Source organism: Pseudomonas sp. A0308 (assembly GCF_044218815.1).
Lineage (GTDB): Bacteria > Pseudomonadota > Gammaproteobacteria > Pseudomonadales > Pseudomonadaceae > Aquipseudomonas > Aquipseudomonas iridis.
The window spans coordinates 6,169,066-6,194,660 of record NZ_CP162581.1 but is presented as its reverse complement, the minus strand read 5'-3'; the positions used below and the strand labels follow the sequence as shown (position 1 = coordinate 6,194,660).

General features: G+C 60.0%; 24 protein-coding genes and 2 riboswitches. Of the genes, 6 read left to right on the top strand and 18 right to left on the bottom strand.

Features of this window, described 5'->3' with window-relative positions; translation table 11 throughout:
* The first annotated feature begins 22 nt into the window (after positions 1 to 22).
* The gene (locus AB4P92_RS28580) at positions 23 to 298 is read left to right on the top strand and encodes a peptidylprolyl isomerase (RefSeq protein ID WP_025112520.1); all 276 of its coding nucleotides are present in this window, start codon (positions 23 to 25) and stop codon (positions 296 to 298) included.
* A 125-nt stretch (positions 299 to 423) separates the two neighbouring features.
* Here the strand turns inward: AB4P92_RS28580 and AB4P92_RS28575 are convergent, their stop codons facing one another.
* The 10 genes from AB4P92_RS28575 to AB4P92_RS28530 all read right to left on the bottom strand — a co-directional run bounded on the left by AB4P92_RS28575 (position 424) and on the right by AB4P92_RS28530 (position 7,912).
* Positions 424 to 1,356, bottom strand: coding sequence for a sugar kinase (locus AB4P92_RS28575; RefSeq protein ID WP_261735754.1), 933 nt, complete (start codon positions 1,354 to 1,356; stop codon positions 424 to 426).
* A 157-nt stretch (positions 1,357 to 1,513) separates the two neighbouring features.
* Positions 1,514 to 2,728 carry an amino acid deaminase gene (locus AB4P92_RS28570; protein WP_115147001.1) on the bottom strand — a complete coding sequence of 405 codons (1,215 nt, stop codon included), beginning with the start codon at positions 2,726 to 2,728 and terminating at the stop codon, positions 1,514 to 1,516.
* A gap of 43 nt (positions 2,729 to 2,771) precedes the next feature.
* Positions 2,772 to 3,536 (bottom strand): IclR family transcriptional regulator, encoded by a 765-nt coding sequence (locus tag AB4P92_RS28565; protein WP_047301511.1) that lies wholly within the window; start codon positions 3,534 to 3,536, stop codon positions 2,772 to 2,774.
* A 130-nt stretch (positions 3,537 to 3,666) separates the two neighbouring features.
* A complete protein-coding gene (locus tag AB4P92_RS28560; protein ID WP_007912330.1) occupies positions 3,667 to 4,056 on the bottom strand; it encodes a RidA family protein in 390 nt (129 codons plus the stop codon).
* Positions 4,057 to 4,077: 21 nt separating this feature from the next.
* Positions 4,078 to 4,875: an amino acid ABC transporter ATP-binding protein gene (locus AB4P92_RS28555; RefSeq protein WP_047301512.1), complete on the bottom strand. Its 798-nt coding sequence runs from the start codon at positions 4,873 to 4,875 to the stop codon at positions 4,078 to 4,080.
* Positions 4,872 to 5,534 carry an amino acid ABC transporter permease gene (locus AB4P92_RS28550; RefSeq protein WP_042559394.1) on the bottom strand — a complete coding sequence of 221 codons (663 nt, stop codon included), beginning with the start codon at positions 5,532 to 5,534 and terminating at the stop codon, positions 4,872 to 4,874. The genes AB4P92_RS28555 and AB4P92_RS28550 overlap by 4 nt, the downstream gene beginning before the upstream one ends.
* A 9-nt stretch (positions 5,535 to 5,543) precedes the next feature.
* Positions 5,544 to 6,206 carry an amino acid ABC transporter permease gene (locus tag AB4P92_RS28545; RefSeq protein WP_024012746.1) on the bottom strand — a complete coding sequence of 221 codons (663 nt, stop codon included), beginning with the start codon at positions 6,204 to 6,206 and terminating at the stop codon, positions 5,544 to 5,546.
* 51 nt (positions 6,207 to 6,257) lie between these two features.
* A complete protein-coding gene (locus tag AB4P92_RS28540; RefSeq protein ID WP_395598555.1) occupies positions 6,258 to 7,106 on the bottom strand; it encodes a transporter substrate-binding domain-containing protein in 849 nt (282 codons plus the stop codon).
* A gap of 286 nt (positions 7,107 to 7,392) precedes the next feature.
* Positions 7,393 to 7,674: a type II toxin-antitoxin system RelE/ParE family toxin gene (locus AB4P92_RS28535; protein WP_042559396.1), complete on the bottom strand. Its 282-nt coding sequence runs from the start codon at positions 7,672 to 7,674 to the stop codon at positions 7,393 to 7,395.
* Entirely contained in the window at positions 7,664 to 7,912 is a 249-nt protein-coding gene (locus tag AB4P92_RS28530) for a type II toxin-antitoxin system Phd/YefM family antitoxin (protein WP_042559397.1), read from the bottom strand. Before AB4P92_RS28530 ends, AB4P92_RS28535 begins: the two co-directional genes overlap by 11 nt.
* Positions 7,913 to 8,186: 274 nt before the next feature.
* On the opposite strand from AB4P92_RS28530, the gene AB4P92_RS28525 reads away from it, so the two are divergent.
* A complete protein-coding gene (locus tag AB4P92_RS28525) occupies positions 8,187 to 8,630 on the top strand; it encodes a thioredoxin family protein (protein ID WP_395598554.1) in 444 nt (147 codons plus the stop codon).
* Between the two features lie 147 nt (positions 8,631 to 8,777).
* On the opposite strand, the gene AB4P92_RS28520 is transcribed toward AB4P92_RS28525, so the two are convergent.
* From AB4P92_RS28520 to cobW, 5 genes are all read right to left on the bottom strand, one after another.
* On the bottom strand, positions 8,778 to 10,337 hold the full coding sequence (locus AB4P92_RS28520) for a transporter associated domain-containing protein (RefSeq protein ID WP_395598553.1): 1,560 nt from the start codon (positions 10,335 to 10,337) through the stop codon (positions 8,778 to 8,780).
* Positions 10,338 to 10,771: 434 nt separating this feature from the next.
* Positions 10,772 to 11,416, bottom strand: a complete 645-nt coding sequence (locus AB4P92_RS28515; RefSeq protein WP_258558313.1) for a VWA domain-containing protein — start codon at positions 11,414 to 11,416, stop codon at positions 10,772 to 10,774.
* Between the two features lie 20 nt (positions 11,417 to 11,436).
* Positions 11,437 to 12,438 (bottom strand): ATP-binding protein, encoded by a 1,002-nt coding sequence (locus tag AB4P92_RS28510; RefSeq protein WP_395598552.1) that lies wholly within the window; start codon positions 12,436 to 12,438, stop codon positions 11,437 to 11,439.
* Between the two features lie 126 nt (positions 12,439 to 12,564).
* Positions 12,565 to 16,413, bottom strand: a complete 3,849-nt coding sequence (gene cobN / locus AB4P92_RS28505; RefSeq protein ID WP_395598551.1) for a cobaltochelatase subunit CobN — start codon at positions 16,411 to 16,413, stop codon at positions 12,565 to 12,567.
* Positions 16,414 to 16,416: 3 nt separating this feature from the next.
* Positions 16,417 to 17,487, bottom strand: a complete 1,071-nt coding sequence (cobW, locus tag AB4P92_RS28500) for a cobalamin biosynthesis protein CobW (RefSeq protein ID WP_047301522.1) — start codon at positions 17,485 to 17,487, stop codon at positions 16,417 to 16,419.
* A 99-nt stretch (positions 17,488 to 17,586) separates the two neighbouring features.
* Positions 17,587 to 17,799: riboswitch (cobalamin riboswitch) on the bottom strand.
* Between the two features lie 903 nt (positions 17,800 to 18,702).
* Positions 18,703 to 18,925: riboswitch (cobalamin riboswitch) on the top strand.
* A 120-nt stretch (positions 18,926 to 19,045) separates the two neighbouring features.
* On the opposite strand from cobW, the gene AB4P92_RS28495 reads away from it, so the two are divergent.
* The 4 genes from AB4P92_RS28495 (at position 19,046) to cobM (ending at position 21,192) form a co-directional block, all read left to right on the top strand.
* Entirely contained in the window at positions 19,046 to 19,243 is a 198-nt protein-coding gene (locus AB4P92_RS28495; RefSeq protein ID WP_042559406.1) for a CbtB domain-containing protein, read from the top strand.
* 11 nt (positions 19,244 to 19,254) lie between these two features.
* Positions 19,255 to 19,956 (top strand): CbtA family protein, encoded by a 702-nt coding sequence (locus AB4P92_RS28490; RefSeq protein ID WP_210704947.1) that lies wholly within the window; start codon positions 19,255 to 19,257, stop codon positions 19,954 to 19,956.
* Positions 19,953 to 20,366 carry a cobalamin biosynthesis protein gene (locus AB4P92_RS28485; RefSeq protein ID WP_047301526.1) on the top strand — a complete coding sequence of 138 codons (414 nt, stop codon included), beginning with the start codon at positions 19,953 to 19,955 and terminating at the stop codon, positions 20,364 to 20,366. Before AB4P92_RS28490 ends, AB4P92_RS28485 begins: the two co-directional genes overlap by 4 nt.
* Before the next feature lie 79 nt (positions 20,367 to 20,445).
* Complete coding sequence (gene cobM, locus AB4P92_RS28480) at positions 20,446 to 21,192, top strand: precorrin-4 C(11)-methyltransferase (protein WP_395598550.1); 747 nt, start codon at positions 20,446 to 20,448, stop codon at positions 21,190 to 21,192.
* Between the two features lie 139 nt (positions 21,193 to 21,331).
* Here the strand turns inward: cobM and nfuA are convergent, their stop codons facing one another.
* The 3 genes from nfuA to AB4P92_RS28465 all read right to left on the bottom strand — a co-directional run bounded on the left by nfuA (position 21,332) and on the right by AB4P92_RS28465 (position 25,465).
* A complete protein-coding gene (gene nfuA / locus AB4P92_RS28475) occupies positions 21,332 to 21,916 on the bottom strand; it encodes a Fe-S biogenesis protein NfuA (RefSeq protein WP_042559410.1) in 585 nt (194 codons plus the stop codon).
* Positions 21,917 to 21,974: 58 nt separating this feature from the next.
* Positions 21,975 to 22,988, bottom strand: coding sequence for an acyltransferase family protein (locus AB4P92_RS28470; RefSeq protein ID WP_395598549.1), 1,014 nt, complete (start codon positions 22,986 to 22,988; stop codon positions 21,975 to 21,977).
* 182 nt (positions 22,989 to 23,170) lie between these two features.
* On the bottom strand, positions 23,171 to 25,465 hold the full coding sequence (locus AB4P92_RS28465) for a fatty acid cis/trans isomerase (protein WP_395598548.1): 2,295 nt from the start codon (positions 25,463 to 25,465) through the stop codon (positions 23,171 to 23,173).
* Between the last annotated feature and the right edge of the window lie 130 nt (positions 25,466 to 25,595).

The following is a 25,595-nucleotide window of genomic DNA, read 5'->3' as shown; positions in this document are numbered from 1 at the left end:
CCCCGTTATCAGGTACCGCACGATGAAAGCCCAAGCCCGCCACATTCTGGTGAAAACCGCCGAAGAGGCCGAACAGCTCAAACAACGCATCGCCAAGGGTGAAGCGTTTGATGTATTGGCGAAGAAATACTCGACGTGCCCGTCCGGCAAACGCGGCGGCGATCTGGGTGAAGTTCGGCCGGGGCAGATGGTCGGTGCGATTGATGCGGTGATCTTCAAGAAGCCGCTGCGCACGGTGCATGGGCCGATCAAGAGCAAATTCGGCTATCACCTGGTGCAGGTGTTTTACCGGGATTGAGTGGTTGGCTTTCGAGCCTCATCACTGGCAAGCCAGCTCCCACAAGGTTGTTGCCTGCACACTGCTGATCCTTGTGGGGGCGAGCCTACTCGCGAACGATCGCGCAGCAAGCGGCCATTCATTGGTTACCGCGGAATCAACGCTCCCGGCACTTGAATTACCTGGCTCGCCAATCGATGGCCGGCCTCGGCCGCATCCTCTGGACTTCCACCCAGCAAACGACTCGCCAGATAAGCAGCACTGAAAGAATCCCCCGCCGCCGTGGTGTCCACGACTTTCTCGACTTTCTGTGCCGGCACTGCAAACGCCTCACCGTCATACCGAATCAGGCACGCCTCAGCGCCGCGCTTGAGCACCACTTCCGGCGTGCCAATCTGCGCGTAAGCTTCGAACACCGCATCGCAGTCACTGAAGCCAAACAGCGCCTGCTCGTCATCCAAGGTCAGCAACGCCAGATCGATGTGCGGCAACACGCTGCGATAAGCCGCACGCGCCTCTGCCACTGACGCCCATAAACGTGGCCGGTAGTTGTTGTCGAAGACGATTCGCGCATCACGCTGGCGAGCATCAATCAGGGTCTGGATCAATCTTTCCCTGCCCTGCGCACCGAGCACGGCCAGGGTGATGCCGCTGAAATACAGCACGTCGTAATCCGGCAACGCCGCCAGAATCGGCTCGGCTGCGGCAGTGGTAAAGCAATCGCGGACGGCCGCCTCGTTGCGCCAGTAGAGAAAGCGTCGCTCGCCGTTGGCGTCGGTCTGGATGCAATACAGACCCGGCAAGCGTCCGGGCAGGCGCTGTACGAGATCGAGGCCGATGCCTTCGCTCGACCAACTCTGACACATGGCGTCGCTGAAGCTGTCATCGCCCAGCGCGGTGACGTAGTCGACTTGCGCTTTATCGCCCATGGCGCGCGACAGGTAGACGGCGGTGTTGAGGGTATCGCCGCCGAAGCTTTGCTGCAGGCTGCCGTCGGCGCGCTGCTGAAGCTCGATCATGCATTCGCCGATCAGGGCGATGCGTGGGGTGTTGGGCCCCAGGGGGCTGAGAGTGGTCATTTTTTTGTGGTGTCTCTGGTTGATCGATGGTGTCTGATCTGGCCCCATCGCTGGCAAGCCAGCTCCCACAGTTTTTGGGTCGTACACAAAATGTGCATCCACACTTCACCCTGTGGGAGCTGGCTTGCCAGCGATGGCGGCGCCTCGGTCTGAAGCCCTAGAAACACGTCTCCATAGTTTCGATCACCGACAACTGCTCATCCACCAGCAAGCCCACGCGCCATTTGTCAAAGGTCAGGCAGGGGTGGGATGTACCAAAGGAAATGATGTCGCCAACGCGCAGCTCAACTCCCGGCGCCACCGTCATGAATGCATGCTGATCCATCACTGCCGTGACCTTGCACGCGCCAACGTCCTTGCCCACCGCCGGCACTACACCGGCCGGGTAACGCAGCAGCGGCACCGGCAGCCCGGCGTCGTACGCCACGTCACGCTTGCCCAGTGCAATCACCGCAAAACCCGGCTCCGGCAGCGACTGCACGTGCGCCCACACTTCCAGTGCCGGACGCAGACCTTCGTGCAGATCACTGCGGCGATCGAGCACGCAGCACTGCGCCTCTTTGTAGATGCCATGGTCGTGCGCCACATAACTACCGGGGCGCAACACGCTGAGGAAGCGGCCAGCAGCGTTCTGCGCCTCGAACGATTCGGCAATCAGGTCGTACCAAGCCGAGCCCGACGCCGTGATGATCGGTTTGGCGATGGCGAACCCACCGCTGTCCTGCAACTGCACGGCCAGGCGCACCAACGACGCGGCAAATTCGCGGATGCCGCTGACCGCGTGATCACCGTGGATCACGCCCTCATATCCTTCGATGCCGGTCAGCGCCAGCGCCGGTTGCGCGCTGATTGCCTTGGCCAGCTCAATGACTTCCTGTTCGCTGCGGCAACCGCATCGACCACCGACCACGCCGTACTCGATCATCACGTTGAGCTTCACACCGCGCGAGGCGAAGTAAGCGCCGAGATCGGCAACGTTGTCCGGGTGATCAACCATGCAATAGAAGTCGAACGACGGATCCGCCAGCAGATCGGCGATCAGCGCCATGTTCGGCGTGCCGACCAATTGGTTGGCCATCAGCACACGACGCACACCGTGGGCGTAGGCCGCGCGGGTTTGAGTGGCGCTGGCGAGGGTGATGCCCCACGCACCGGCGTCGAGCTGACGCTTGAACAGGGCCGGGGTCATGCTGGTTTTGCCGTGGGGCGCGAGTTCGGCGCCGCTGTCGCTGACGAATGCCTGCATCCAGCGAATGTTGTGCTCCAGCGCTTCGCGGTGCAGCACCAGCGCCGGCAGGCTGACGTCTCGCACCAGATGCGCGCCGATGGCGGCGTCGCCCTTTTCCACAGCAGTATTGATGGCAGTCGTCATGGTCAAACTCCTCGGATTCATTCGCGGCCGCAGGCAGCCGCGGTTATTCGTTGATGCGCCGGGCGAGGCTGTTGGCGCTCTCTATCAATACCCGGCGATAGTCGTTGTAATGGGTCTTGGCGTCGGCCCGCGGGGCGACGATGCACAAGGTGCAAATGGCTACGCCGGAAGGGTCTTTGACCGGTGCGGCGAAGCAGTGGGTGAAGGTGTCGGCGACGCTGTCGAAGGAGAAAAACCCATCGATGCCGGCCTGACGAATTTCCGCCAGAAAGCGCTCCAGCGGCAACCGCTCGCCGTCGGGCAGGATGTAGTCGCCTTCGTCGATCAGGTCGATGATTTGCTGGTCACTCAGATGCGCGAGCAACAGACGCCCGGACGCGGTCCAGGGGATCGGCGCGTTTTCGCCGATATCGGAAGAGATACGGAAATGCCGCTCGCCCTCCTTCATCAACGCCACCGTGTATTTGCGCCCGTTGAGCAGGCACATCTGGGCGGTTTCGCGGGTCTGGCTGACGATCTCCTGCAAGGCATGATCGGCCTCGCGACTGAGGTCGAAATGGCGCAAATGCGCCTGCCCGAGAAAGTACAACTGCCGGCCCAGATAGACGTGACCGTCCTTGCCCACCGGCTCCAGAATCCGTCGCTCCAGCAGGGACGCGACGAGTTCGTAGACCGTGGATTTCGGGCTGCCGATACCGTTGGCGATGTCGTTCGGACGCAGCGGCTGGCCGATCTCCTTGAGGAAATCGAGAATATCGAACGCCCGGTCCAGACCACGTGCCCGGCGCTTGATGGTGTCTTCGGTCATGTCAGCTCTCACTCAAAAATCTCCATGTAGAAGCTGCCGCAAGCTGCGATCTTTTGATCTTGCCTTGTGACATATCCAAAAATGCCAAAAGATCGCAGCCTTCGGCAGCTCCTACAAGAGCCACCGTCGATCAGGCCTTCTTCTTGTACGCGATGCAGTCGATCTCGACCTTGCAATCAACCATCATGCTCGCCTGCACACAGGCCCGCGCCGGCGCATGTTCCGGTTTGAAGTACTCGCCAAAAACCTTGTTGAAACTGCTGAAATCCCGGGGATCATCCAGCCACACCCCGGCACGCACCACGTCTTCCAGGCCATACCCGGCCTCTTCGAGGATCGCGATCAGGTTCTTCATGGTCTGGTGGGTCTGCTCGACGATGCCGCCAACAATGATCTCGCCATCCACCGCTGGCACCTGACCGGAAACGTGCAGCCAGCCATCAGCTTCAACGGCGCGCGCGAATGGACGAGGCTGGCCGCCTGCGGCGGTGCTGCCGGTGCCGTAACGAGTAATGCTCATGGGTATTTCTCCTGATAAAAATTAAAACCGCGTGTTTTTGAGGAACTCAGCCAGACGCGGCGATTGCGGGCGTTCGAACAGTTCCTTGGGAGGCCCCTGCTCTTCGATCCGCCCCTGATTCATGAATACGATTTTGTCCGAGACCTCGAAAGCGAAGCGCATCTCGTGGGTCACCAGCAGCATGGTCATGCCGTCTTCGGCCAGCCCCTTGATCACGCTGAGCACTTCGCCAACCAGCTCGGGGTCGAGGGCTGAAGTGACTTCGTCGAACAGCATCAGGCTCGGGTTCATCGCAATCGCCCGGGCAATCGCCACGCGCTGTTGCTGGCCGCCTGACAACTGGCCGGGAAAGTGATTGCGGCGCTCCAGCAGGCCGACCCGCTCCAGCCATTTCTCGGCCAGCACCACGGCTTCGTCCTTGTGCATTTTCTTCACCTTGAGCAGGCCCAGGGTGACGTTCTGCAACGCAGTCAAATGCGGGAACAGGTTGAATTGCTGGAATGCCATACCCGTCATCGCCCGATGACGAGCGATGACTTTCTCGCCATGCCGCACGCGCTTGCCATTGATCTCGTCGTAACCGATGGACTCACCGTCGAGCAGGATCTGCCCGCCCTGAAACTCTTCGAGCATGTTCACGCAGCGCAGCAAGGTGGTTTTGCCCGAACCGCTGGAACCGATCAGCGTCACGACGTTGCCTCGTTGCATGCTGAGGTCGACACCCTTGAGCACTTCGACTGCGCCGTATTGCTTGTGCAGACCGCGAATATCCAGCAACGGCTGGCCGTTTGCAGCGTTGGAAAGTTGAGCTTCAGTCATGGCAAGGCCACCCGCTTTTCAATGTGCCGGCCGAGTAATTCGATGCCGTAGTTGATGACGAAGAACAGAAAACCGGCGAACAGATAGAACTCCAGCGTCATGAAGGTCCGGGCGATGATCTGTTGGGTGCTGAGGAGCAATTCGGCCACGCCGATGACCGAGAGCAAGGTCGAGGCCTTGACGATTTCGGTGGACGAGTTGACCCACGTCGGCAGGATCTGCCGCAGCGCTTGTGGCAGCAGCACGTAACCGAGCGACTGGTAAAACGTCAGGCCAATCGCCTTGCCCGCTTCCATCTGCCCGCGCGGCAACGCTTGCAATGCACCGCGCACGATTTCCGCAACGTGCGAGCCGCAGAACAGCGTCAGCCCTAACGCACCGGCCTGAAACGCGCTGATCTGCCAGCCGGCCGCTGGCGCCATATAGAAGCAGGCCAGCACCAGCACAAACACCGGCGTACCGCGAATGATGTCGACGTAAAACCGGAACGGCGCACGCATCCAGAATCTGCCGTAAGTCAGCACCAGGCCGGTGACGACGCCGAGCAACGTGCCGAACAATATCGCCAGCGCCGATACCTGCACGCTGGTCAGAAAGCCCTGCCACAAGGTTTCGCGGGCAATCCACAATTCATTCAACCAACTGGGGGATTCGTACATCACAGCCTCCTATCGGCGGATCGCCAGACGCTGCTCGAGATAACGCAGCAGCATGGCGATGAGGTAACAGGCCGCGACATACAACGCCGTGGTCACCAGCCAGGTTTCGATCACCCGGTAGCTTTCGACGTTGATCTTGCGCGCGTAATAAGTCAGCTCCGGCACCGCTATCGCGGCGGCCAGCGAGGTGTCCTTGAACAGCGAAATGAAGTTGTTCGACAGCGCCGGCAGCACGTTACGCAGCATCACCGGCACGGTGACGTAGGCTTTGACCTGCCATTCGCCGAGGCCGATCGCCAACCCGGCTTCGCGCTGCCCTTTGGGGATGCTCAGCAAACCGCCCCGGAACACTTCGGTCAGGTAGGCGCCGGCATACAACGACAGCGTGATGATGAACGAGGGAATCTTGTCCAGCCGAATCCCAAGACTTGGCAACGCAAAGTAGATCAACAGAATCAACACCAGAATCGGCGTGTTACGGACCACCGTGACGTACACCGAAGCCAGCACCCGCAAGGCGCGATGCTTCGACAGCAAGGCAAACGCCATCAGCAGGCCGATCACGCAGCCGATGGCGATCGACACCAGTGCCAACTGCAAGCCCAGACCGAGCCCCGCCAGCAAGGTGTCGAAATCGCGCCACACGGCGGCAAAGTTCAACTGATAGTTCATGGTCAGCAGTACCTTGAGCGGGGCGATTTGAATCGCCCCGCTCTCACGGGATCATTTGAATTCGACTGGGAAACCGATCGCGGGCGATGGCAGGTCAACGCCGAACCATTGCTTGAATGAAGCGGCGTAAGTCGGGAATTCAACGCCGGTCATGGCTTCATGCAGCGCGGTGTTGACGAAGTTCAGCCAGTCCTGATCGCCGCGTTTGACCGCGCAGGCGTAGGTCTGTGGGCTCCACGCATAGGTCGGGCTGCGATAACGGCCAGGGTTCTGCACCATCAGGTATTTGACCGAAGACTGGTCGGTGGCGGCGGCATCGGCGCGACCGGAGTTGACTGCCTGATACATCAGATCGACGCTGTCGTACTGATCAACCTTGGCTTTGGGCAGTGCCTGGTGCACCAACTCTTCGGCGTAGACGTTTTGCAGAACGGCAACGATGACGCCGTCCCCGCCGGCCTGCAGGTCTTCGATTTCCTTGTACTTGCTGTTGTTCGGCAGCAGCAGGCCGACGCCTTCGCGGTAATAAGGCAGGGTGAACGCCACTTGCTGGGCACGGCTGGCAGTGACAGTGATGAACTGACAGCTCATGTCGACCTTGTCGGTCAGCAGGTTGGGAATTCGCGCATCGGACGACTGCACAACGAACTCTACCTTGCTCGGGTCGTTGAACAAACCCTTGGCCACAATCCGGGCGATGTCGATATCAAAGCCCTGCAACTTGCCGTCCGCCCCCTGGAAATGCCACGGCGCATTGGTGCTGCCGGTGCCCACAATCAATTTCCCACGGGCCAGGACACTGTCGAGCTTGCCATCGGCGGCCTGGGCCAGGCCCATGGCAGAGGACGAAGCCGCGAGAACAAAAATACATGCTTTGAACAAAGAAGGTCGGCGATGCATGGCAAGCACTCCAGGATGATGTTTATTCCGCTATACCGGAACACGGTTTGTTACTACGGAATAGACAGCAGAAAGTGTGCCACAGGACTTGGGAAGAATCTGCACTGGGTTTAAATGTTTTTGGAATCAAGCACATGCACAAAGTGCAAAAAGGGGGCGTTACGCAAGGTTGTGCTTTGGCGCGCTACCGTAGGCCACAAGGTGCGGGTAGTGGGTTCCCGTTTGGTGCGCCGGCGAGCGAAAAACATGCATTGTCAAAAGGCTTGGATATCTTTCGAGAGGGTATTTAGCGTTTGGCCGCGTTTTCGTAAACGTCACCCCGCTCTCTTTTGCCAATCGCAATAACAGTCACGATCAAAACTTCATCTTTGACGCGGTAAACCATTCGATAGCCAGCGCTTCTGAGTTTGATTTTGTAAGCCGCCCCCAGCCCTCTGAGCCGGTCTGCGGGAACATGCGGATTAATCAGTCGATCCTTCAGCTTTTTTTTGAATTGTTCTTTGAGTCCAGCTTCAAGTCTTGTCCATTCTTTCCAGGCCTTCTCGGAAAACTCCAGCTCATAGGTCATCAATCGAAACCTTGATGGTTGGGTCGTTTTCTCGCTCCTTGCACAGTGCGATCAACTCCAGATCCTCCAGACGATTCATCAGCGCCTCGTACTCCTTGGCGGGGACGCAGTAGAACGCCGGCTCATTTCGGTTGAGAATCGCGACGGATTGGCCACCGCCAGCGGCCACGGTACCCATGGGATTTCTTTTCAATTCGGAAATACTCGCTACAACGTTAGAAAGAACGATATGTGTCATGAAGTGCTCCTTGGAGTGCTTTTAGTGGTGTTTAAAATAGCACTCCAATGCATGTTCGACGCCTATCGATTTGCCCCCCGCATATTTTCTGCTGAGTAAAAAAGGTATCACGTCGCAACATTCCGCATTTCTGCGTTTCGCGTCGGGTTGGTCTTGCCTATCCGTGGGAAAACACTTGGCAGGGAGAGATACACCTGTAATTTCTGACAGTAGACGGTCCTTTCGACCTCCTTTAACGTCATGAACCTTCGAGGTCGTTGAAAAGGAGATTTCAATGAACGCCGTCATCCCGAGTTCAGATCTGGCTCCGGTCTACCGCAAAGCCCTGAAAACCTGGCGCCCGGTGATCCTGTATTTCGCCAGCGAGCACTGCCCCGCCTGTGAATCGGCCGGGCCGGTGTTTCGCAAGATTGCCGCGCCGTATCGGCTGCGGGCGAATATCTACATGCTGAACACCCGTGAATCGCCGCGCCATCCGCTGGTTACGGGCACGCCGACCGTGCTGTTCTACAAGCACGGCAGGCTGGTCAAGACGCTCAAGGGGATTGGTACAGAGGAAACGCTGGCAGCGGACTTTGCCCGGCACATCGGCAAGACCAAGGCACCGGCGGCGCCGCGCAAGCAGCGACATGACGTTGCGTGGTTGCGTCAGTCACTGCGCCAGCTTTGCACCATTCCCCGTGGTCGGTCACTTCGAAGCTGCGCGGTACCCATGTAGGAGCTGCGGCACGCTGCGATCTTTTGACGCTGGTTTTAAAAAAACAGATCAAAAGATCGCAGCGTGCCGCAGCTCCTACAGGGTTTTGCGTCGTTCAGGGGGCCTGTGGGAGCCTGCTGGCGACAGGGTCAGCGCAGACAGTCAGATTTACGCAGTTTCACGCACCAACAACACCCGCGTCACCCGCCGCTCCTCGACCGCTTTGACCGTCATCTGCCACCCGGCATATTCCAGGCGATCGCCCTTCATCGGCAACCGATCAAGCAAACTCATTACCAGCCCGGCCATGGTCTGATAATCCTCGGTGGGTTCGGCGCCGAACCCGGTGCGCTGACGCACACGCGTCAGGTTCAATGCGCCGCTGACAATAAACCCGCCCTGCTCCTCGACCACGTCCGGGCCTTCGATTTCGCTGGCATCGGGCAACTCACCGGCAATCGATTCGAGGATGTCGGTCATGGTCAGCACGCCGACAAAATCGCCGAACTCATTGACCACGAATGCAATGTGGGTCGATGCCGCGCGCATCTGTTCCAGTGCGTTGAGGATCGAATAGCTGTCGAGCAGATTGATCGTCTTGCGCGCCAGGTGCTCCAGATTCGGCTCGGTACCCGCCAGGTATTCCTTGAGCAATTCCTTCTTGTGCACGAAGCCCAGCGGTTCATCCACGGCGCCATCACGGATGAGCGGCAGACGCGAGTAGGACGAGTGCATCAACCTGGTACGAATCGCCTCGGCATCGTCTGCCAGGTCAATACTGTCGACGTCGGCCCGCACGGTCATCAGTTGGCGGATCGGCCGCTCGGCCAGTTGCAGCACACCGCTGATCATCACTCGCTCGCGACGGTCGAACAGCTCGGCGCTTGGCGCATCACCGTTGTCCAGCAAATCGGAAATCTCCTCGCCGACTTCCTCCGCCGCCAGTGTGCGACCGCCCAGCAGACGCATGACTGCGTGGGCGGTGCGCTCACGAATCGGGCGCAGGCCCTGCATCGAGCGTTTGCGTCGAGCGCGGGCAATCTGGTTGAACACTTCGATCAGGATCGAGAAACCGATGGCCGCGTACAAGTAGCCTTTCGGGATGTGGAAGCCCAAGCCTTCAGCGGTCAGGGCAAAACCGATCATCATCAAGAAGCCCAGACACAGCATGATTACCGTCGGGTGCGCGTTGACGAAGCGCGTCAGCGGCTTGCTCGCAACGATCATCAGGCCAATGGAGATGATCACTGCGATCATCATCACCGCCAGCTCATCGACCATGCCCACAGCAGTAATCACCGCGTCGAGGGAGAACACGGCATCGAGCACGACGATCTGCGCAACGATCGGCCAGAACAGTGCGTACGCCGTGTTGCTCGTGCGCTCGCCGACATGACCTTCGAGCCGTTCGTGCAACTCCATGGTGGCTTTGAACAACAGGAACACACCGCCAAACAGCATGATCAGGTCTCGACCGGAGAAGCTCTTGTCGAACACCTCGAACAGCGGCTGCGTGAGGGTGACCAGCCAGGAAATACTCGCCAACAGGCCCAGACGCATGATCAGTGCCAGCGACAGACCGATGATCCGCGCACGGTCACGCTGATGCGGCGGCAGTTTATCCGCAAGAATTGCGATGAACACCAGGTTGTCGATACCCAGCACCAGTTCCAGCACGATCAATGTCAACAAGCCTAACCAGGCCGTGGGATCCGCTAACCATTCCATAAAACGTCTCGATCTCTATTCAGTAAATTCAGGCTGCCGGGCACGGCAAAGCGCAACGCGAAGGCTCTGGGGCCGCGTTATCAACCATAGTCGTGTATCGGAAAACCGGATGTTGCGAGTGCGTCAAGACCGCGCCATGGCGCGAGGGGAACGTTCTTCGTATCTGAAGACTGGGAGGCTCCGAGCGGGTGTTCATGTAAATCCTGAATGAAAAAAGGCCTTGAAGCGTACAGCCTGAAGTGACTTTTCCTACAGCTCGAAATCATTTCAAAATCTGTAACAGCCCCCAAATCCCCTGTAGGAGATGCCGCAGGCTCGGGCCGCGATCGGACGATCTTTTGATTTTTAAAAACAAGATCAAAAGATCGCAGCCTTCGGCAGCTCCTACAGGTTTGAATCCGTGAATTCGGAGCGACCTGCTGGCGAAGAGGACTTCAGGCCGGAATAAGATCATCAATATGCCGATAATCCGCATCCAGCGCCCCGGCCAGATCTTTCGCCCGCCCCAACCGGATGGGCCCACGCTCGATGTCGATCAACAGCCCCGGGCATTCCAGCGCCGGCAAACCTGTCCACGCTTTCAAACGTCCATCCGTGACCACCAGCAAGCGCTGTTGCTCGGCCGGAAAGCGCTTGCGCCGGACCGTCAGCCATTGCTGCGCCTGCAATAATGCCGCGACTAACGGCGTGCCGCCGCCCGCACCCAAGCCATCAAGCCAGGTGCGCAAATCGCGGGATGCTTTCAAACCCTGTACCTGCCACTTCGGTGTTGCACCACTGGCGGTCAGCAATGCCAACCGCGCACGTTGTCGATAGGCGTCATCGAACAGCTGCGCGAGCAGGCCTTTGGCATCGCTCAATGCCTGATGACGGCGCGTCGACGCCGAGGCATCGACGATCACCAGCCACAACTCATGGGGCGTGCGCGTGCGCAGTTGGAACAGCAGGTCTTCACGACGTTGCGGACGCCCCTTGAGCAGCGTTCCCGGCCAGTTCACTGAACCACTGCGAGCCGCGTGACGTTTGCCCTGGCGTCCGTTGTCGAGCCGACCGGCACGAGGTCTGGCATTCGCCCCCACGTCGGATCGGGGGCGAATGCCTAGGGCTTTTTTGGCCAGCTCGGGATTTCGCGGCGGCTGCCCGTGGCAAGGGCCGGGGCCGGCATGTCGCCCCACTGGCCCTGCCCTTCGCTCGGGTTGGCTGCAGCGTTTTCCGGGGATTGCGCCGGTTGTTGAGGGCTTGAGGATGGCTGTTCACGACGACGATGACGCAAGGCAAATTCGGCCACTGCGTCGATGTCCTCTTCGCCAATCGCCTCAGCTGCGCGCCATGCCGCGTGCGCACGCGCCGCACGCAGCCACACCAGATCGGCGCGCAAGCCATCGACACCGGCGGCAAAACAGCGCTCGGTGATTTGCGCCAGTGCAACATCGTCCAGAGGTATGCCGGCCAACGCGCTACGAGCGTTTTCACAGCGCTCGCGCAAACCTTGTTGGGCGGTTTCCCACTGCGTGCAGAACGCTTGCGGGTCGCTGTCGAAGTCGAGGCGTCGACGAATGATCTGCCCGCGCTCGGCCGGCGCTGTGTGGCCACTGAGCGCGACGTTCAGGCCAAAGCGATCGAGCAACTGTGGGCGCAACTCGCCCTCTTCCGGGTTCATCGTGCCGATCAGGACGAATTTCGCCGAGTGCCGATGGGAGATGCCATCACGCTCGACCACGTTGGTGCCGCTGGCCGCGACGTCGAGCAGCAGATCCACCAAGTGATCGGGCAGCAGATTGACTTCATCGACGTAGAGCACGCCGCCGTCAGCCTTGGCCAGCACGCCGGGGGAAAACTGCGCGCGCCCCTCGCTGAGGGCAGCGTCGAGATCGAGCGTGCCGACCAGACGTTCTTCGGTGGCGCCCAGCGGCAAAGTGACGAACTGACCGCTGGCGAGCAGGTCCGCCAAACCCCGGGCCAGGGTCGACTTGGCCATGCCGCGCGGGCCTTCGATCAGCACGCCACCGATTTTCGGGTCGATGGCGGTGAGGCACAGGGCGAGTTTGAGATCATCGGCGCCGACCACGGCGGAGAGTGGGAAATGGGTCGTGTCGGTCATCTTTGGGGTTTCTCTTTCGTGGTCGTTGGTGTTCTTGAGGTTTGTGGGGTGTCAGGTGAATGCCCCTCTCCCTCCGGGCGGTCCGCCGTTTCGGGAGGGCTGGGGTGAGGGTTGCTTTTGAACGCGCTAAACATCCTCTTCTATATCCAGCAACAAACTCTCCAGCGCCTCTTTATACGCCCCCGGATCCTGCCACATCCCGCGTTGCTGCGCTTCCAGCATGCGTTCGGTCATGTCCCGCAGTGCATGTGGATTATGCTCGCGGACAAAATCGCGAGTGGCCGGATCAAGCAGATAAGCGTCAGCCAGCAATGCGTATTGATGATCATCGATCAACTGCGTGGTGGCATCGAATGCAAACAGGTTGTCGACCGTTGCCGCCAGTTCAAACGCACCTTTGTAGCCGTGACGTTTGACCCCGTCGATCCATTTCGGATTGGCCGCACGCGAGCGGATGACCCGATTCAACTCTTCTTTCAAAGTGCGGATCTTCGGCAAGTCCGGCTGGCTATGATCGCCGTGATAACTGGCCGCGGCTTCACCGCGCAGGGTTTCCACGGCTGCGAGCATGCCGCCCTGGAACTGGTAATAGTCGTTGGAATCAAGCAAGTCGTGCTCGCGGTTGTCCTGATTCTGCAGCACCGCTTGCACCTGACTCAGGCGCTGGACGAATTGTTCCCGGGCAGCGGTGCCTTCATCGGCACCGCCATAGGCGTAAGCGCCCCAGTTCAGGTAAACCTCGGCCAGATCCTCGCGGGTCTGCCACAGACGACCGTCGATGGCGCCTTGCACACCGGCGCCATAAGCACCGGGTTTGGCACCAAAGATTCGCCAACCGGCCTGGCGCCGTGCGGCCTCTTCATCCAGGCCCGTTTGCAGCAAAGCCTCGCGTTCGGCACGCACTTTGGCGGCCAGAGGGTTCAGATCGTCAGGTTCGTCCAGCGCTGCCACCGCTTGCACGGCGGCGTCGAACAAACGGATCAGGTTGGCAAACGCATCGCGGAAGAATCCGGAGACCCGCAGCGTCACATCGACCCGCGGTCGGTCCAGAAGGCTCAGCGGCAGGATCTCGAAATCGTCGACTCGCTGGCTGCCCGTGGCCCACACCGGGCGCACGCCCATCAGCGCCATGGCCTGGGCAATGTCATCACCGCCAGTGCGCATCGTCGCCGTGCCCCATACCGACAGGCCAAGTTGGCGCAGATGGTCGCCGTGGTCCTGCAAGTGTCGCTCAAGAATCAGCGTGGCCGACTGGAACCCGATGCGCCACGCGGTGGTGGTCGGCAGGTTGCGCACGTCCACCGAGTAAAAGTTGCGCCCTGTAGGCAGTACGTCGAGACGGCCGCGACTCGGCGCACCGCTCGGGCCGGCCGGGACGAAACGGCCGCTGAGGGCATCGAGCAGGCCGCGCATTTCTGCCGGACCGCAGGCGTCGAGGCGCGGGGCGACGACTTCGCGCAAACCCTGGATGATCAGATGTACATCAGACCACCCCGGCCCCTGTGGCAGCGAGCCGGTTCGCGAAAGCGGTGGATGAGGTAATTCCATGACACCTGACACGGCGCCTAAGCGAGCAGGCTCGCTCCAACAGGTACGGTGCAGGGTTTCAGAGATCAGTTCGGCGGCGAACAGTTCGAGGCGTTCGCGGGTGTCGCCGGCGGTGCGCCAGACTTCATCGGTCACGGTTTGCAGTTCGATGGGACGCGGACCAACCCACGGCTCAGCCAGCGCACAATCCAGCGGATCAAAACCCAGTTCAAACGCCTTGGCCAGCGCCCGCAACAGGCTGGACTGCGCCCCTTTGCCATCGCCGCGCGGAATGCGCAGCAACGCCAACAAGGTATCGATACGCAAACGCCCGGAGGGCGATTCGCCAAAAATGTGCAAGCCATCGCGGATCTGCGATTCCTTCAGATCACACAGATACGTGTCCAGACGCGGCAGCCAGATCGCGGCATCGGCATCGCTGTCCATCGCGGCATCCAGTTGCAGTTCGCGGTCGATCTGCGTATCGCGCACCAGTTGCAAAATATCGCGCTGCAATTCGCGGGCGCGGCGTGGATCGAGCAGCTGCGCTTCGTAATATTCGTCGGCCAACAGTTCCAGATTACGCAGCGGGCCATAGGTTTCGGCGCGGGTCAGCGGCGGCATCAGGTGATCGATGATCACCGCTTGCGTGCGCCGTTTGGCTTGGGCGCCCTCGCCCGGATCGTTGACTATAAACGGATAGATATTCGGCAACGGCCCAAGCAGCGCATCCGGCCAACAGTGTTCCGAGAGGCCGACGCCCTTGCCCGGCAGCCATTCAAGGTTGCCGTGTTTGCCGACGTGGATCACGCCGTGGGCGCCATAGGTGTTGCGCAGCCAGAAATAAAACGCCAGATAACCGTGCGGCGGCACCAGATCCGGGTCGTGGTACACCGCGCTCGGATCGACCTGATAACCGCGCGCCGGTTGGATGCCGACGAACGTCAGGTCAAAGCGCAACCCGGCGATCATCAAGCGCCCGTCGCGGCACATCGGATCGTTTTGTGGCGGGCCCCAGCGCTCGATCACTGCCGCGCGATTGGCCTCGGGCAGTGCGTTGAACATCGTCAGGTAATCGTCCATCGCCAGACTTTGCTGGCACGGGCGCAAATCGATGGTGTCGAGATCATTGCTGACGCCACCGAGCAATTGCTGGATCAGCGCGGTGCCGCTGTCCGGCAACTCGGCCGTTACCGGATAACCCTCGGCCTGCAACGCCCGCAAGATATTCAGAGCTGCCGCCGGCGTGTCGAGGCCGACACCATTGCCGATGCGCCCGTCGCGAGTCGGGTAGTTGGCGAGAATCAGCGCAATGCGTTTCTCGGCATTCGGCACCCGCGCCAACGCGATCCAGCGTCGTGCCAGTTCCGCGACAAAATCCATGCGTTCGGGTTGCGCTCGATAGCAGACCACGTCGGACTGACTGCGCTCGCTGCGCCAGGCCAGATCCTTGAAGCTGATCGGGCGGCTTATGATGCGTCCGTCGAGTTCCGGCAAGGCGATGTGCATCGCCAGGTCCCGAGGACCGAGGCCCTGCTCGCTATCGCGCCAACCGGGTTCGTTGTCCTGAGCGCAGATCGCCTGAATCACCGGGATGTTGCGGCGAAACGGCCGCAAGTGCGGCGCCTCGGGACTCGACTGGGCAAAACCGGTGGTGTTGAGAATCACCCCCGCCTCGACTTCATCCAGCCAGTCCTCGACCACCGACAGACAGCCGGGTTCTTTCAGACTCGCCACCGCAATCGGCAAAGGGTTCAGCCCTGCCGCTTGCAAGCGCTGGCAGAAAACATCGATGAACGCGGTGTTCGCCGCCTGCAAGTGCGAGCGGTAAAACAGCACCGCCGCGACCGGTTGATCGGGCCGCCAATCGGCCTGCCAGTCACTCAGTGCGGCGCTGATTTTTTGTGGATGGTAAATTGCCGTGCGTGGCAGGGATTGTGGTTCGCCCCACGGGTAATCGCGGGCGAGCCAACGGCTGGCCAGGCAATGAAAGAAATCCACTGCGTTGCCCATGCCGCCCTGTCGCAGAAACTGCCAGAGCCGGTCACGATCTTCGGCGCTGACGGTGCTCAGGTCACTGAGCTCCGGATCTGGACGATCATCACCCGGCACCAGGATCACGTGCACGCCGCGCTCTGACAACTCGATCAAACGCTCGACGCCGTAACGCCAATAGGCGATACCGCCGTGCAGCGAGATCAGAATGACTTTGGCGTGACGCAGCACCTCATCGACATAGAGGTCGACCGAAGCGTGATTCTGCACCTGCATGGGATTGGCCAGGCGCAGGCTCGGATAATCCTCGGGCAATTGCTGCGCAGCTTCGGCAAGCAGCGCCAGGCTGGAATCGCCGCTGCACAGGATCACCAGCTCGGCGGGGGTTTGCCCCAGGTCGGCGATGTTGTCATCCGAGACGAAACCGCCGGGCTGGGTCCTGAGCAGGTGCATGGGTTAAACGCTGAGCGCAGCGCGCAGTTGCGCTTCGAGTTGCGCGGCGTCGAGTTCCTGACCGATCAACACCAGACGCGTGACGCGCGCTTCATCGGCGCCCCACTGACGGTCGAAATGCTTGTCGAAACGCGTGCCCACGCCTTGAATCAGCAAGCGCATCGGCTTGTTCGGGATCGCCGCAAAGCCCTTCACACGCAGGATGCCGTGCTTGACCACCAGTTGCGTCAGCGCGTCGAGCAACAGGCTTTCGTCGGCTTGCGGCAGTTCGATGGAGATCGAATCGAAGGCGTCGTGATCGTGGTCATCGTGGTCGTCATCACCGTCGTGGTGATGGTCGTGATGGCTGTGACGGCTGTCGATGTGTTCTTCGGAACCGGCGCCGAGGCCGATCAGTACGTCCAGCGGCACGCGACCACTGCTGGCTTCGATGATCTTCACCGCTGGCGGCAGCTCTTCAGCGACTTCCAGGCGTACGCGCGCCAGGTCTTCAGGGCTGATCAAATCGGATTTGTTGAGGATGACGAGGTCGGCGCTGGCCAGTTGGTCGGCAAACAATTCGTGCAGCGGCGATTCGTGATCCAGGTTCGGGTCGAGTTTGCGCTGGGCATCGACTTGATCCGGGAACGCGGCGAAGGTGCCAGCGGCCACGGCCGGGCTGTCGACCACAGTGATCACCGCGTCAACCGTGCAGGCGCTGCGGATTTCCGGCCACTGGAAAGCTTGTACCAGCGGTTTTGGCAGGGCCAGGCCAGAGGTTTCGATGAGGATATGGTCGAGGTCACCGCGACGGGCAACCAGCTCGCGCATTACCGGAAAAAACTCTTCCTGAACGGTGCAGCACAGGCAGCCGTTGGCCAGTTCATAGACGCGGCCGGTGGCTTCTTCTTCGGTGCAACCGATGGTGCATTGCTTGAGGATTTCACCGTCGATGCCCAACTCGCCAAACTCGTTGACGATCACCGCAATACGGCGGCCCTGCGCGTTGTCGAGCATGTGCCGCAGCAGCGTGGTTTTGCCCGAGCCGAGGAAGCCGGTGACGATGGTGACAGGGAGTTTGGCCAGTGTTTTCATCGGTATGCCCTTTGGCAAAGTGGCGGGCATACGGGACGAGAACCGGCACCGCGCGTGCGTGCCTGGAGAGTTCGCCACCGGATCACCCCGCCCGGTTGAATTGAGAATCTGTGACGAGGCAGGTCTCCTGGCTGACAGTGTTCAGGCGCTGGGCCTGGCATTCGCTGCGCCTTCCCGCGGGCTCTGTGGTTTGAGCTTGCAGTGGCGTGGCAGCGAATATCACCGTTCACAGTTGCGGGGGCAGCCGCGGCATTGACCGCGTTCCCTTCTTAGCTTCGGCAATGCCGAAGAACCTCGAAGGCGCAAGGCTACGCATGGTGCAGTGGTGGGTCAATGTTTGGATACGGGGCATATCCGTTGCTGTGGGTGCTGCCGCTGGCGGTTTCGCTCTTACAGCGAGTCCCTTTTTCAAACGCCAAAAAGGAACCAAAAGGCTTTGCCCCCGGCGTACGGCACTTCGCTGAGGCTCAGTGTTCCCTCGCTACGGCGTCCATCCGGGGGCATCGCCTACGGTTTGCTACGCTGCACCTCCTCTCGATGAATGCGGCTTCGCCGCACGGCGCTGCGCGCCTAACCCCCGGATGAACATCTTCGCTCGGCCTGCCGAAGGGGGCTAAGAGCAAGAGCAACATCAAAAGCTAGATCAAAAGCCAAACCAGATCAAAAGCCCCTCACCCTAACCCTCTCCCGGAGGGAGAGGGGACTGACCGGGGTGCTTGGGCGAACTACGCCGACGTGCGATACCTAGTCGAACTCAGGCTTTGAAAAGCACACAAATCGGCTCCCTCGCCCTCGGGAGAGGGCTGGGCGGGCGGCGTTCCGATGAGGGGCAAATCCACCACAAATCCAAAGCCAACCGCACGCTCTTCCCCCACTCAACACAATGAGCGTTAGCTCGAGTGCAGCTTTTGATCTTGATCCGCGGGCGACGTCGGGAGGCTGAGTGGAGGGATTCATCCGGGGAGGACATCGAAAGGAGGTGCAGCGAAGCAAACCGGAATCGATGCCCCGGATGGATTCCGGAGCGAAGGAACCCCGAGCTTTAGCGAGCGGGCCGGACGTTGGAGCAAGCCTTTTTGGTTACTTTTTTCTGGGCCGGCATTCCGGGCGTCTGGAAAAAGTGACCCGCCGTAAGGGCGGAACCATAAGAAGCCACACCCGCAGCAACGGATAAGCCCCCAAAGCAAATTGACTAAAAACCCCACACCATGCTCTCCTACACAACTTGTTACGGGTGCCCTTCACAGGGTGAAACGGGAAACCGGTGAATCATGTGCTTTACTCAGAGCCATGTCAGTCCGGTGCTGCCCCCGCAACGGTAAGCGAGCGAAGCGTCAGATCCACTGTGCCATTGCGGCATGGGAAGGTGACGCTTGCAGGTCGGCCTGACGCCAACCCCTCGTGAGCCCGGAGACCGGCCCGCAACACACAGCGCGCACCTGCGTCGCTGAACATAACAAACCCGCGGTGGGCGGGCGCTGTTTGAACCTCTGCGTGCCCGCGCCGCAGGGGTTTTCATGCGCTCTATTCACCTGCTGACATTCCAGAGGGAAGCGCCATGTCAATCATCACCAGCACCGGCAGCAACACGGACAAAATCTCCAGCACCGCCACCCTGAGCCAGCGCCTGACCGCCGCCATTTTCGCGTCGATCCTGGGTGCAGGCCTCGTCTATTTCGCGGGTTTCTCGCACATCGAAGCCGTGCACAACGCGGCTCACGATACCCGCCACAGCGCCGCGTTCCCGTGCCACTGAGACCTGCCGACATGATCAAGCGAATTGCTCAAACCGCAGGTTTCACCGGTCTGCTGGCCGCCTTGCTGCTTACGCTGCTGCAAAGTTTCTGGGTGTCGCCGCTGATTCTTCAAGCCGAAACCTATGAAAAATCCGAACCTGTTGCCGCCGTTCACGAACACGCCGCCGGCACTGCCGCGCACACCCATGATGCCGAAGCCTGGGAGCCGGAAGACGGCTGGCAGCGGGTAGTCTCGACCACGGGTGGCAATCTGGTGGTGGCCGTGGGTTTTGCCCTGATGCTGGCCGGCCTCTACACCCTGCGCGCGCCGACCAAAACTTCGCAAGGTCTGCTGTGGGGTCTGGCCGGTTACGCGACGTTCGTCCTCGCACCGACCCTGGGCTTGCCGCCTGAACTGCCGGGCACTGCCGCGGCGGATCTGGCTTCGCGGCAGTTGTGGTGGATCAGCACCGCCGCTTCAACCGCTGCCGGTTTGGCGTTGATTGCGTTCAGCCGTCATTGGCTGATGAAAATCCTCGGTGTGGCCATCCTCGCTGTACCGCACGTGATCGGCGCACCGCAACCGGAGGTGCATTCGATGCTCGCTCCAGAAGCACTGGAAGCGCAGTTCAAAATCGCCTCGCAATTGACCAACGTAGCGTTCTGGCTGGCATTGGGCGTGATCAGCGCCTGGTTGTTCCGCCGCAAGAACGACGGTCAATACCACGCATGACGACTGACAGCGCAGCGCCGACTTTCGTGGTCGGTCTGGGCTGCCAGCGCGGCTGCCCTGCGAGCACGCTGCGCGCCTTACTCGATCAAGCCTTGCAAGCCAATCGCATCGAACTGCATGCAGTGAAGGCTTTGGCCAGCATCGACTTGAAGCGCGATGAACCCGGCCTGCAGGAACTCGCGAATCAACTAGCCCTGCCGCTGCTGTACTTCAGCAGTGAGGAATTGGCCAGTTATGAACCGCAACTCAGCCATCATTCGCAGATTGCCTTCGAACGCACCGGTTGTTATGGCGTAGCGGAAAGCGCCGCACTGGCGCTCGCCGAACAGCTGATTCAGGCACCGGCAAAGCTACTGATTTCCCGACAAAAATACGCACAGGCAACGCTGGCATTGGCCGGCGCCGCGTAAATTCCCGATAATCTCCGCCATCAATCATGAGCAATCTTCATCTGAAGCGTTGCCGCGCCTATTTCCCAAGGATTCAACGATGACCGTTTACTTCATCGGCGCCGGCCCAGGCGACCCGGAATTGATCACCGTCAAAGGCCAGCGGCTTATTCGCAATTGCCCCGTGATCATCTACGCAGGCTCGCTGGTACCGGCGGCGGTGCTCGACGGTCATCAGGCACAGACACTGGTCAATAGCGCTGAATTGCATCTGGAGCAGATCATCGATCTGATCAAAACCGCCCATGCCCAAGGTCAGGATGTGGCGCGGGTGCATTCCGGAGATCCGAGTCTGTATGGCGCGATTGGCGAGCAGATCCGCTATCTGCGTGAACTGAATATCCCGTTTGAAATCATCCCCGGAGTGACAGCGACCGCGGCATGCGCTGCGTTGCTGGGCGCAGAACTTACACTGCCTGACGTGTCGCAAAGCGTGATCCTGACCCGCTATGCCGACAAGACGGCAATGCCCGCCGGCGAAGAGTTGGGCAGTCTGGCGCAGCATGGCGCGACGATGGCGATTCATCTGGGGGTCAATCATCTGGAAAAGATCCTGACTGAACTGCTGCCGCATTACGGCGCCGACTGCCCGATCGCGGTGATTCACCGAGCGACCTGGCCGGATCAGGACTGGGTGGTGGGGACGCTGGCGGATATCGCCGAGAAGGTTGCCGCCAAAGGCTTTCGCCGCACAGCGTTGATTCTGGTTGGGCGGGTGTTTGGGAGTGAGGTGTTCAGCGAGTCATCGCTGTATCGCGCCGGGCATGCGCATCTGTATCGCCCATGACGGCCCTTCGCGAGCAGGGTTGGTGAACGACATGGCTTCAATGTGGGAGCGAGCCTGCTCGCGAAGGCGTCCTGGAACTTCACACAAAAAAACGGCACTCACGGGTGCCGTTTTTTTATGCTCGCAGTGAACACCTGACTTAGTAGTAGGCGTTTTCTTTCTGCGTATGGTCAGTCACATCGCGAACGCCTTTGAGCTCCGGAATACGCTCAAGCAAGGTGCGCTCGATGCCTTCCTTCAGGGTCACGTCTGCCTGGCCGCAGCCTTGGCAACCACCACCGAACTGCAACACAGCGATGCCGTCTTCAACCACATCAATCAGGCTGACCTGACCGCCGTGGCTGGCCAGCCCCGGGTTGATTTCGGTTTGCAGGTAATAGTTGATGCGCTCGTTGACCGGGCTTTCGGCGTTGACCATCGGGACTTTGGCGTTTGGCGCCTTGATGGTCAGTTGGCCGCCCATGCGGTCGGTGGCGTAATCGACAACGGCGTCATCGAGAAACGCTTCGCTGAACGAATCGATATAAGCGGTGAAGCTTTTCAGCCCCAGCGCGGTATCTTCAGGTTTTTCTTCGCCCGGCTTGCAGTAGGCAATGCAGGTTTCGGCGTATTGGGTGCCAGGCTGGGTGATGAAGACGCGGATGCCGATGCCCGGGGTGTTCTGCTTGGAAAGCAGATCAGCCAGGTAATCGTGGGCGGCGTCAGTAATGGTAATAGCGGTCATGGAAACTCCTCGCAGGCTTGTGGCGGAGTTTACGCCAATCGTTGCGCCGGACAAAGTCCTAGTATTTTTGTCGGGAATGATTCTCGACAGAACGGTCATCTATTTGCGCCTTGAGCCAACGATAGCTGCGTTTTTCCACCCATTCGTAGCTCAGCCACGAGCCCGCACCAATTGCCAGCAAACATACGATAAACATCAGATACGGGTTGATGGCGTATCGTTGAGCGATAAATCCACCTGCAGACAGCACCAGCACGTGCATCAAATACACCGAATATGAACAATCCCCGAGCAGCTTGAGCGCTTTGCTGCGCTCGACGTAGCGCTCCAGCGCGATGCACGCCATGACCAGCACCGCGCTCGGCACGCCCCAGTTCAGTAGTCTCGGTCCCGGAGCCAGATGATAAATCGCTGCTAATGCACCAACGATGCCCAACAGCGGCAGCCATAACCCCGCCCCGATCAGCCCTCGGCGGTAGAGCACGCCGATGCCGATCCCCAGCAAAAATTCATAGACGATGTCTGCCCGATAAAACTCGTTGAGCAAGCCGAACGCCTGGCAAGCGGCAAACAACAGCGTCGCGACCACCAGCAGGCGCACCTGCCAGCGGAACACCAGCGCGCAGGCAAACAGCACGTAGAACAGCATTTCGTAATTGAGTGTCCAGCCGACATTCAGGGTCGGGTAGATGCCGTAACCACCAGGGTTTTGCGTCGGGATAAACAGTAACGATGAGAGGAGATGACGCCATTCCAGCGTCTGATCGGGCAACACCGGATGGGCGAACACCACCAGCAGCGCCATCAACAGCGTATACAGCCAGTACGCCGGGACGATGCGAAACAGCCGATACAGAAGGAATTTTCCGGGTCGCAGATCCTTGTCTTCGGTGGACAGGAAAATTACCAGACCGCTGATGACAAAGAAGATGTCGACCCCCACCGCGCCCTTGTCGATGAACAACTGGCCAATCGGCCCGCGCGCCTGGAAGCCGAAAAAAATCTGCATGAAGTGATGGCAGACCACCGTCCACGCGGCAAGCGCCCGCAAGGCCTGCACTGAAATCAACATCGATCACTCCTGTCCATCCCCTCAAACCACCGCAAAACCCTTGTGGAGTGGACTAGCTCGCGATAACGAAAGGTCAGGCACCAGAAATGCTCAAGGGGCCGGGGCAATCGCGAGCAGGCTCAGTTCCACAGGGGTTTTGCGATGCTGCTTGAAAACTGGGACAGCAGGTGTTGCTCAAATGATCAAAGATTCTCGTAGCGGTTCATGTCCAGTACGCCCTCTTCCACCGGTTCGGTTTCGTGGATGTACTGACTCAAATCGTGGAAATAGAACCAGAATTGCGGGTGACTGCGACGAATACCCCAGCGTTCGACGATTTTTTCGAAACGGTTGGTATCCTTGGCATTCTCCATCGCATCGACGAATGCCGGCACCTGATCAGCGGGAATGTTGAAGATGAAGTTCGGATAACTGCTGAGCACACCCGGATAGATGGTCAGCGTATCCAGCCCCGGCTGATAGCGCAGGGACTCACCCAGCAGAAACGCCACGTTACTGTGCGCGCGGTTGCGCATCAGGCTGTAAGCCTCGCGTTTACCGCTGGCCGTTTCGACACGCAGCATGGTCGCTTCCGGCAATTGATCGATGACCTTCAAACCGGCCGCCGGGCGTGAAGTCAGACGGCTCAGCGCCTGCTCGGCATTTTGCAATGCCGGATCGATATTCGGCCGCGAGCAATAAGCGCCGGCGCAACGGTTGATCGGGTCTGGCCGCGCATTGAGGTCGCCGTAGCGCGCGAGCAACTGCATGGCGAAGTCGTGTTTCGGGTCCTTCTCATCGAGTTTCAGCGCGGTCGGCTTGTCGTCGTCAATGGCTTCGTAATCGAGCCACATCTTGAACTGGCCACCGCTCTGGTACCAATCGTTGAGGTAGTCCTCACGGGAATCGGCCGGCATCAGACGCAGGAAGTTTTGCTCGGCACCGTTGCGGATCAGGTCGAAATACAGGCGGGTTTGCGCCTGATGCGAGACATTGCCGAAGACATCGAAGTTGACCGCCAACTGGTAATAGGTGCGTTCCAGCAGCGGGTAGTCGAACAGCCACATCGTTTGCGGCACTTCACCAATCAGGCCTTTGGTCACCGAGGCACTGTCGAAGTGGCGGAAGATGCTCAGCAACGCGTTGTCGTTGCCCGCCCACAGGGTCGACCAGCTCGGCGCCGGCAAGTCGGCGTAACTGTCACGGCGCAAGGCCTCGTATTCATTACGTTTGTCGCGGTAGTTGCGCCACAGGCTCAACACGCTGCCGACATCGTCGTTCTGCCCGGGCATGGCCAGCAACGGCGTGGCCTGGCCGCGATAGTTGGGATCGGTGATGTACAGGTCATGTTCCGGCGCCTGGAACAGTGCCCAGAAGTTGTCGCGAATCACGTCGGTCGCGATCTGCCCCCGACACACCGGGCCGCGAATAAACGTGCGGACGAAGTATTCAGCGTTGTCGAGCATGAACTGATAGCGCGCCTGCGCCGGAATCGCCTCGAACGTGACAAACGGATTGGCCCGGCTCTGCGGACCGTAACCCGGCAGCGCGTTGACCTGCCAGTCGCCGCTGTAGAACAGACTTTTTACCCGCGCCATCTTCGCCGCGCTCAGCGGATAGGTGATGTGGGTCTTGTGTACGATCACGCCCTGTATCGGCCACAAGCGGTAATACACCCGTGTGCCGGGATCGTCATTGGGACGGCGAGTGGCGATCAGGTCGATCGGCTGACCGGGCGGCGTACGCGAGCGCACCCACTGAAAAAAGTGTCCTGGCTCGCCGCCCTGGAAGTAGATGTGGGCCAGATACAAGTGCTCGAACAACCAGCGCCCGACCAGACTTTCCCGTGCACCGGGCTGGTTGAGCAGATTCTCCCATTGCGCAATCTGCATGGCTTCCTGGGCACTCGGCGCCAGGCCTTGTTCGTCGATTGGCGCACCGGAAGCCAGCCAGCGCTGCAAGGTCTGGTATTGCTGATCGGTCAGGCCAGTGACGGCCAGCGGCATGCCTTCTTTCGGGTGAGCGCCTGCATAGCCGTCAAATTCCGCGGGCATCGCGCACATGTTCGGGCGGTTGAGACCCAGGACTATGTTTTCCGGCAGTTTGGCGTTGGGCTCAAGCGGGGTCTTGTGCCCCAACTCCAGCATGCGCGCCATCAGCGCAGCCTGACTGCCCTGGGCGTCGAGCACCGAGTAAAAGCCTTTCTGCTGCCAGGCGCGTTGGCCGAAAGCGTCGTAGAACAATCGCGTGGTCGGCGCCGCCTGACTGCGCTCGCCGTCGTAGACCGGCATCTTGCTCGCGCCACGCCCGGCGCCCTCGCCACTGCCCAGATTGAGCTGGCAGGCAGAGTCGTAGCACGCATGGCAGGCCACGCACTTCTCGGTGAAAATCGGCTGAATGTCGCGGCTGTATGAAATTGAGGATGAGATCGAAGGATCTTGCGCAGCGGCGCCCCAGCTTATGAACAGCAAGAAAATGCTGATGACGCGGTATGACATGCCCGGAATCCTGATCCTGAAGAAAAACGCTGCGATTCTACAGTTCTGACGCTCGCACCAACATGAGCGATATTCATGCAAAACCTGCACATGCTCCAAAACCGCACAGGTTTGTTATGATCCCGCTCCT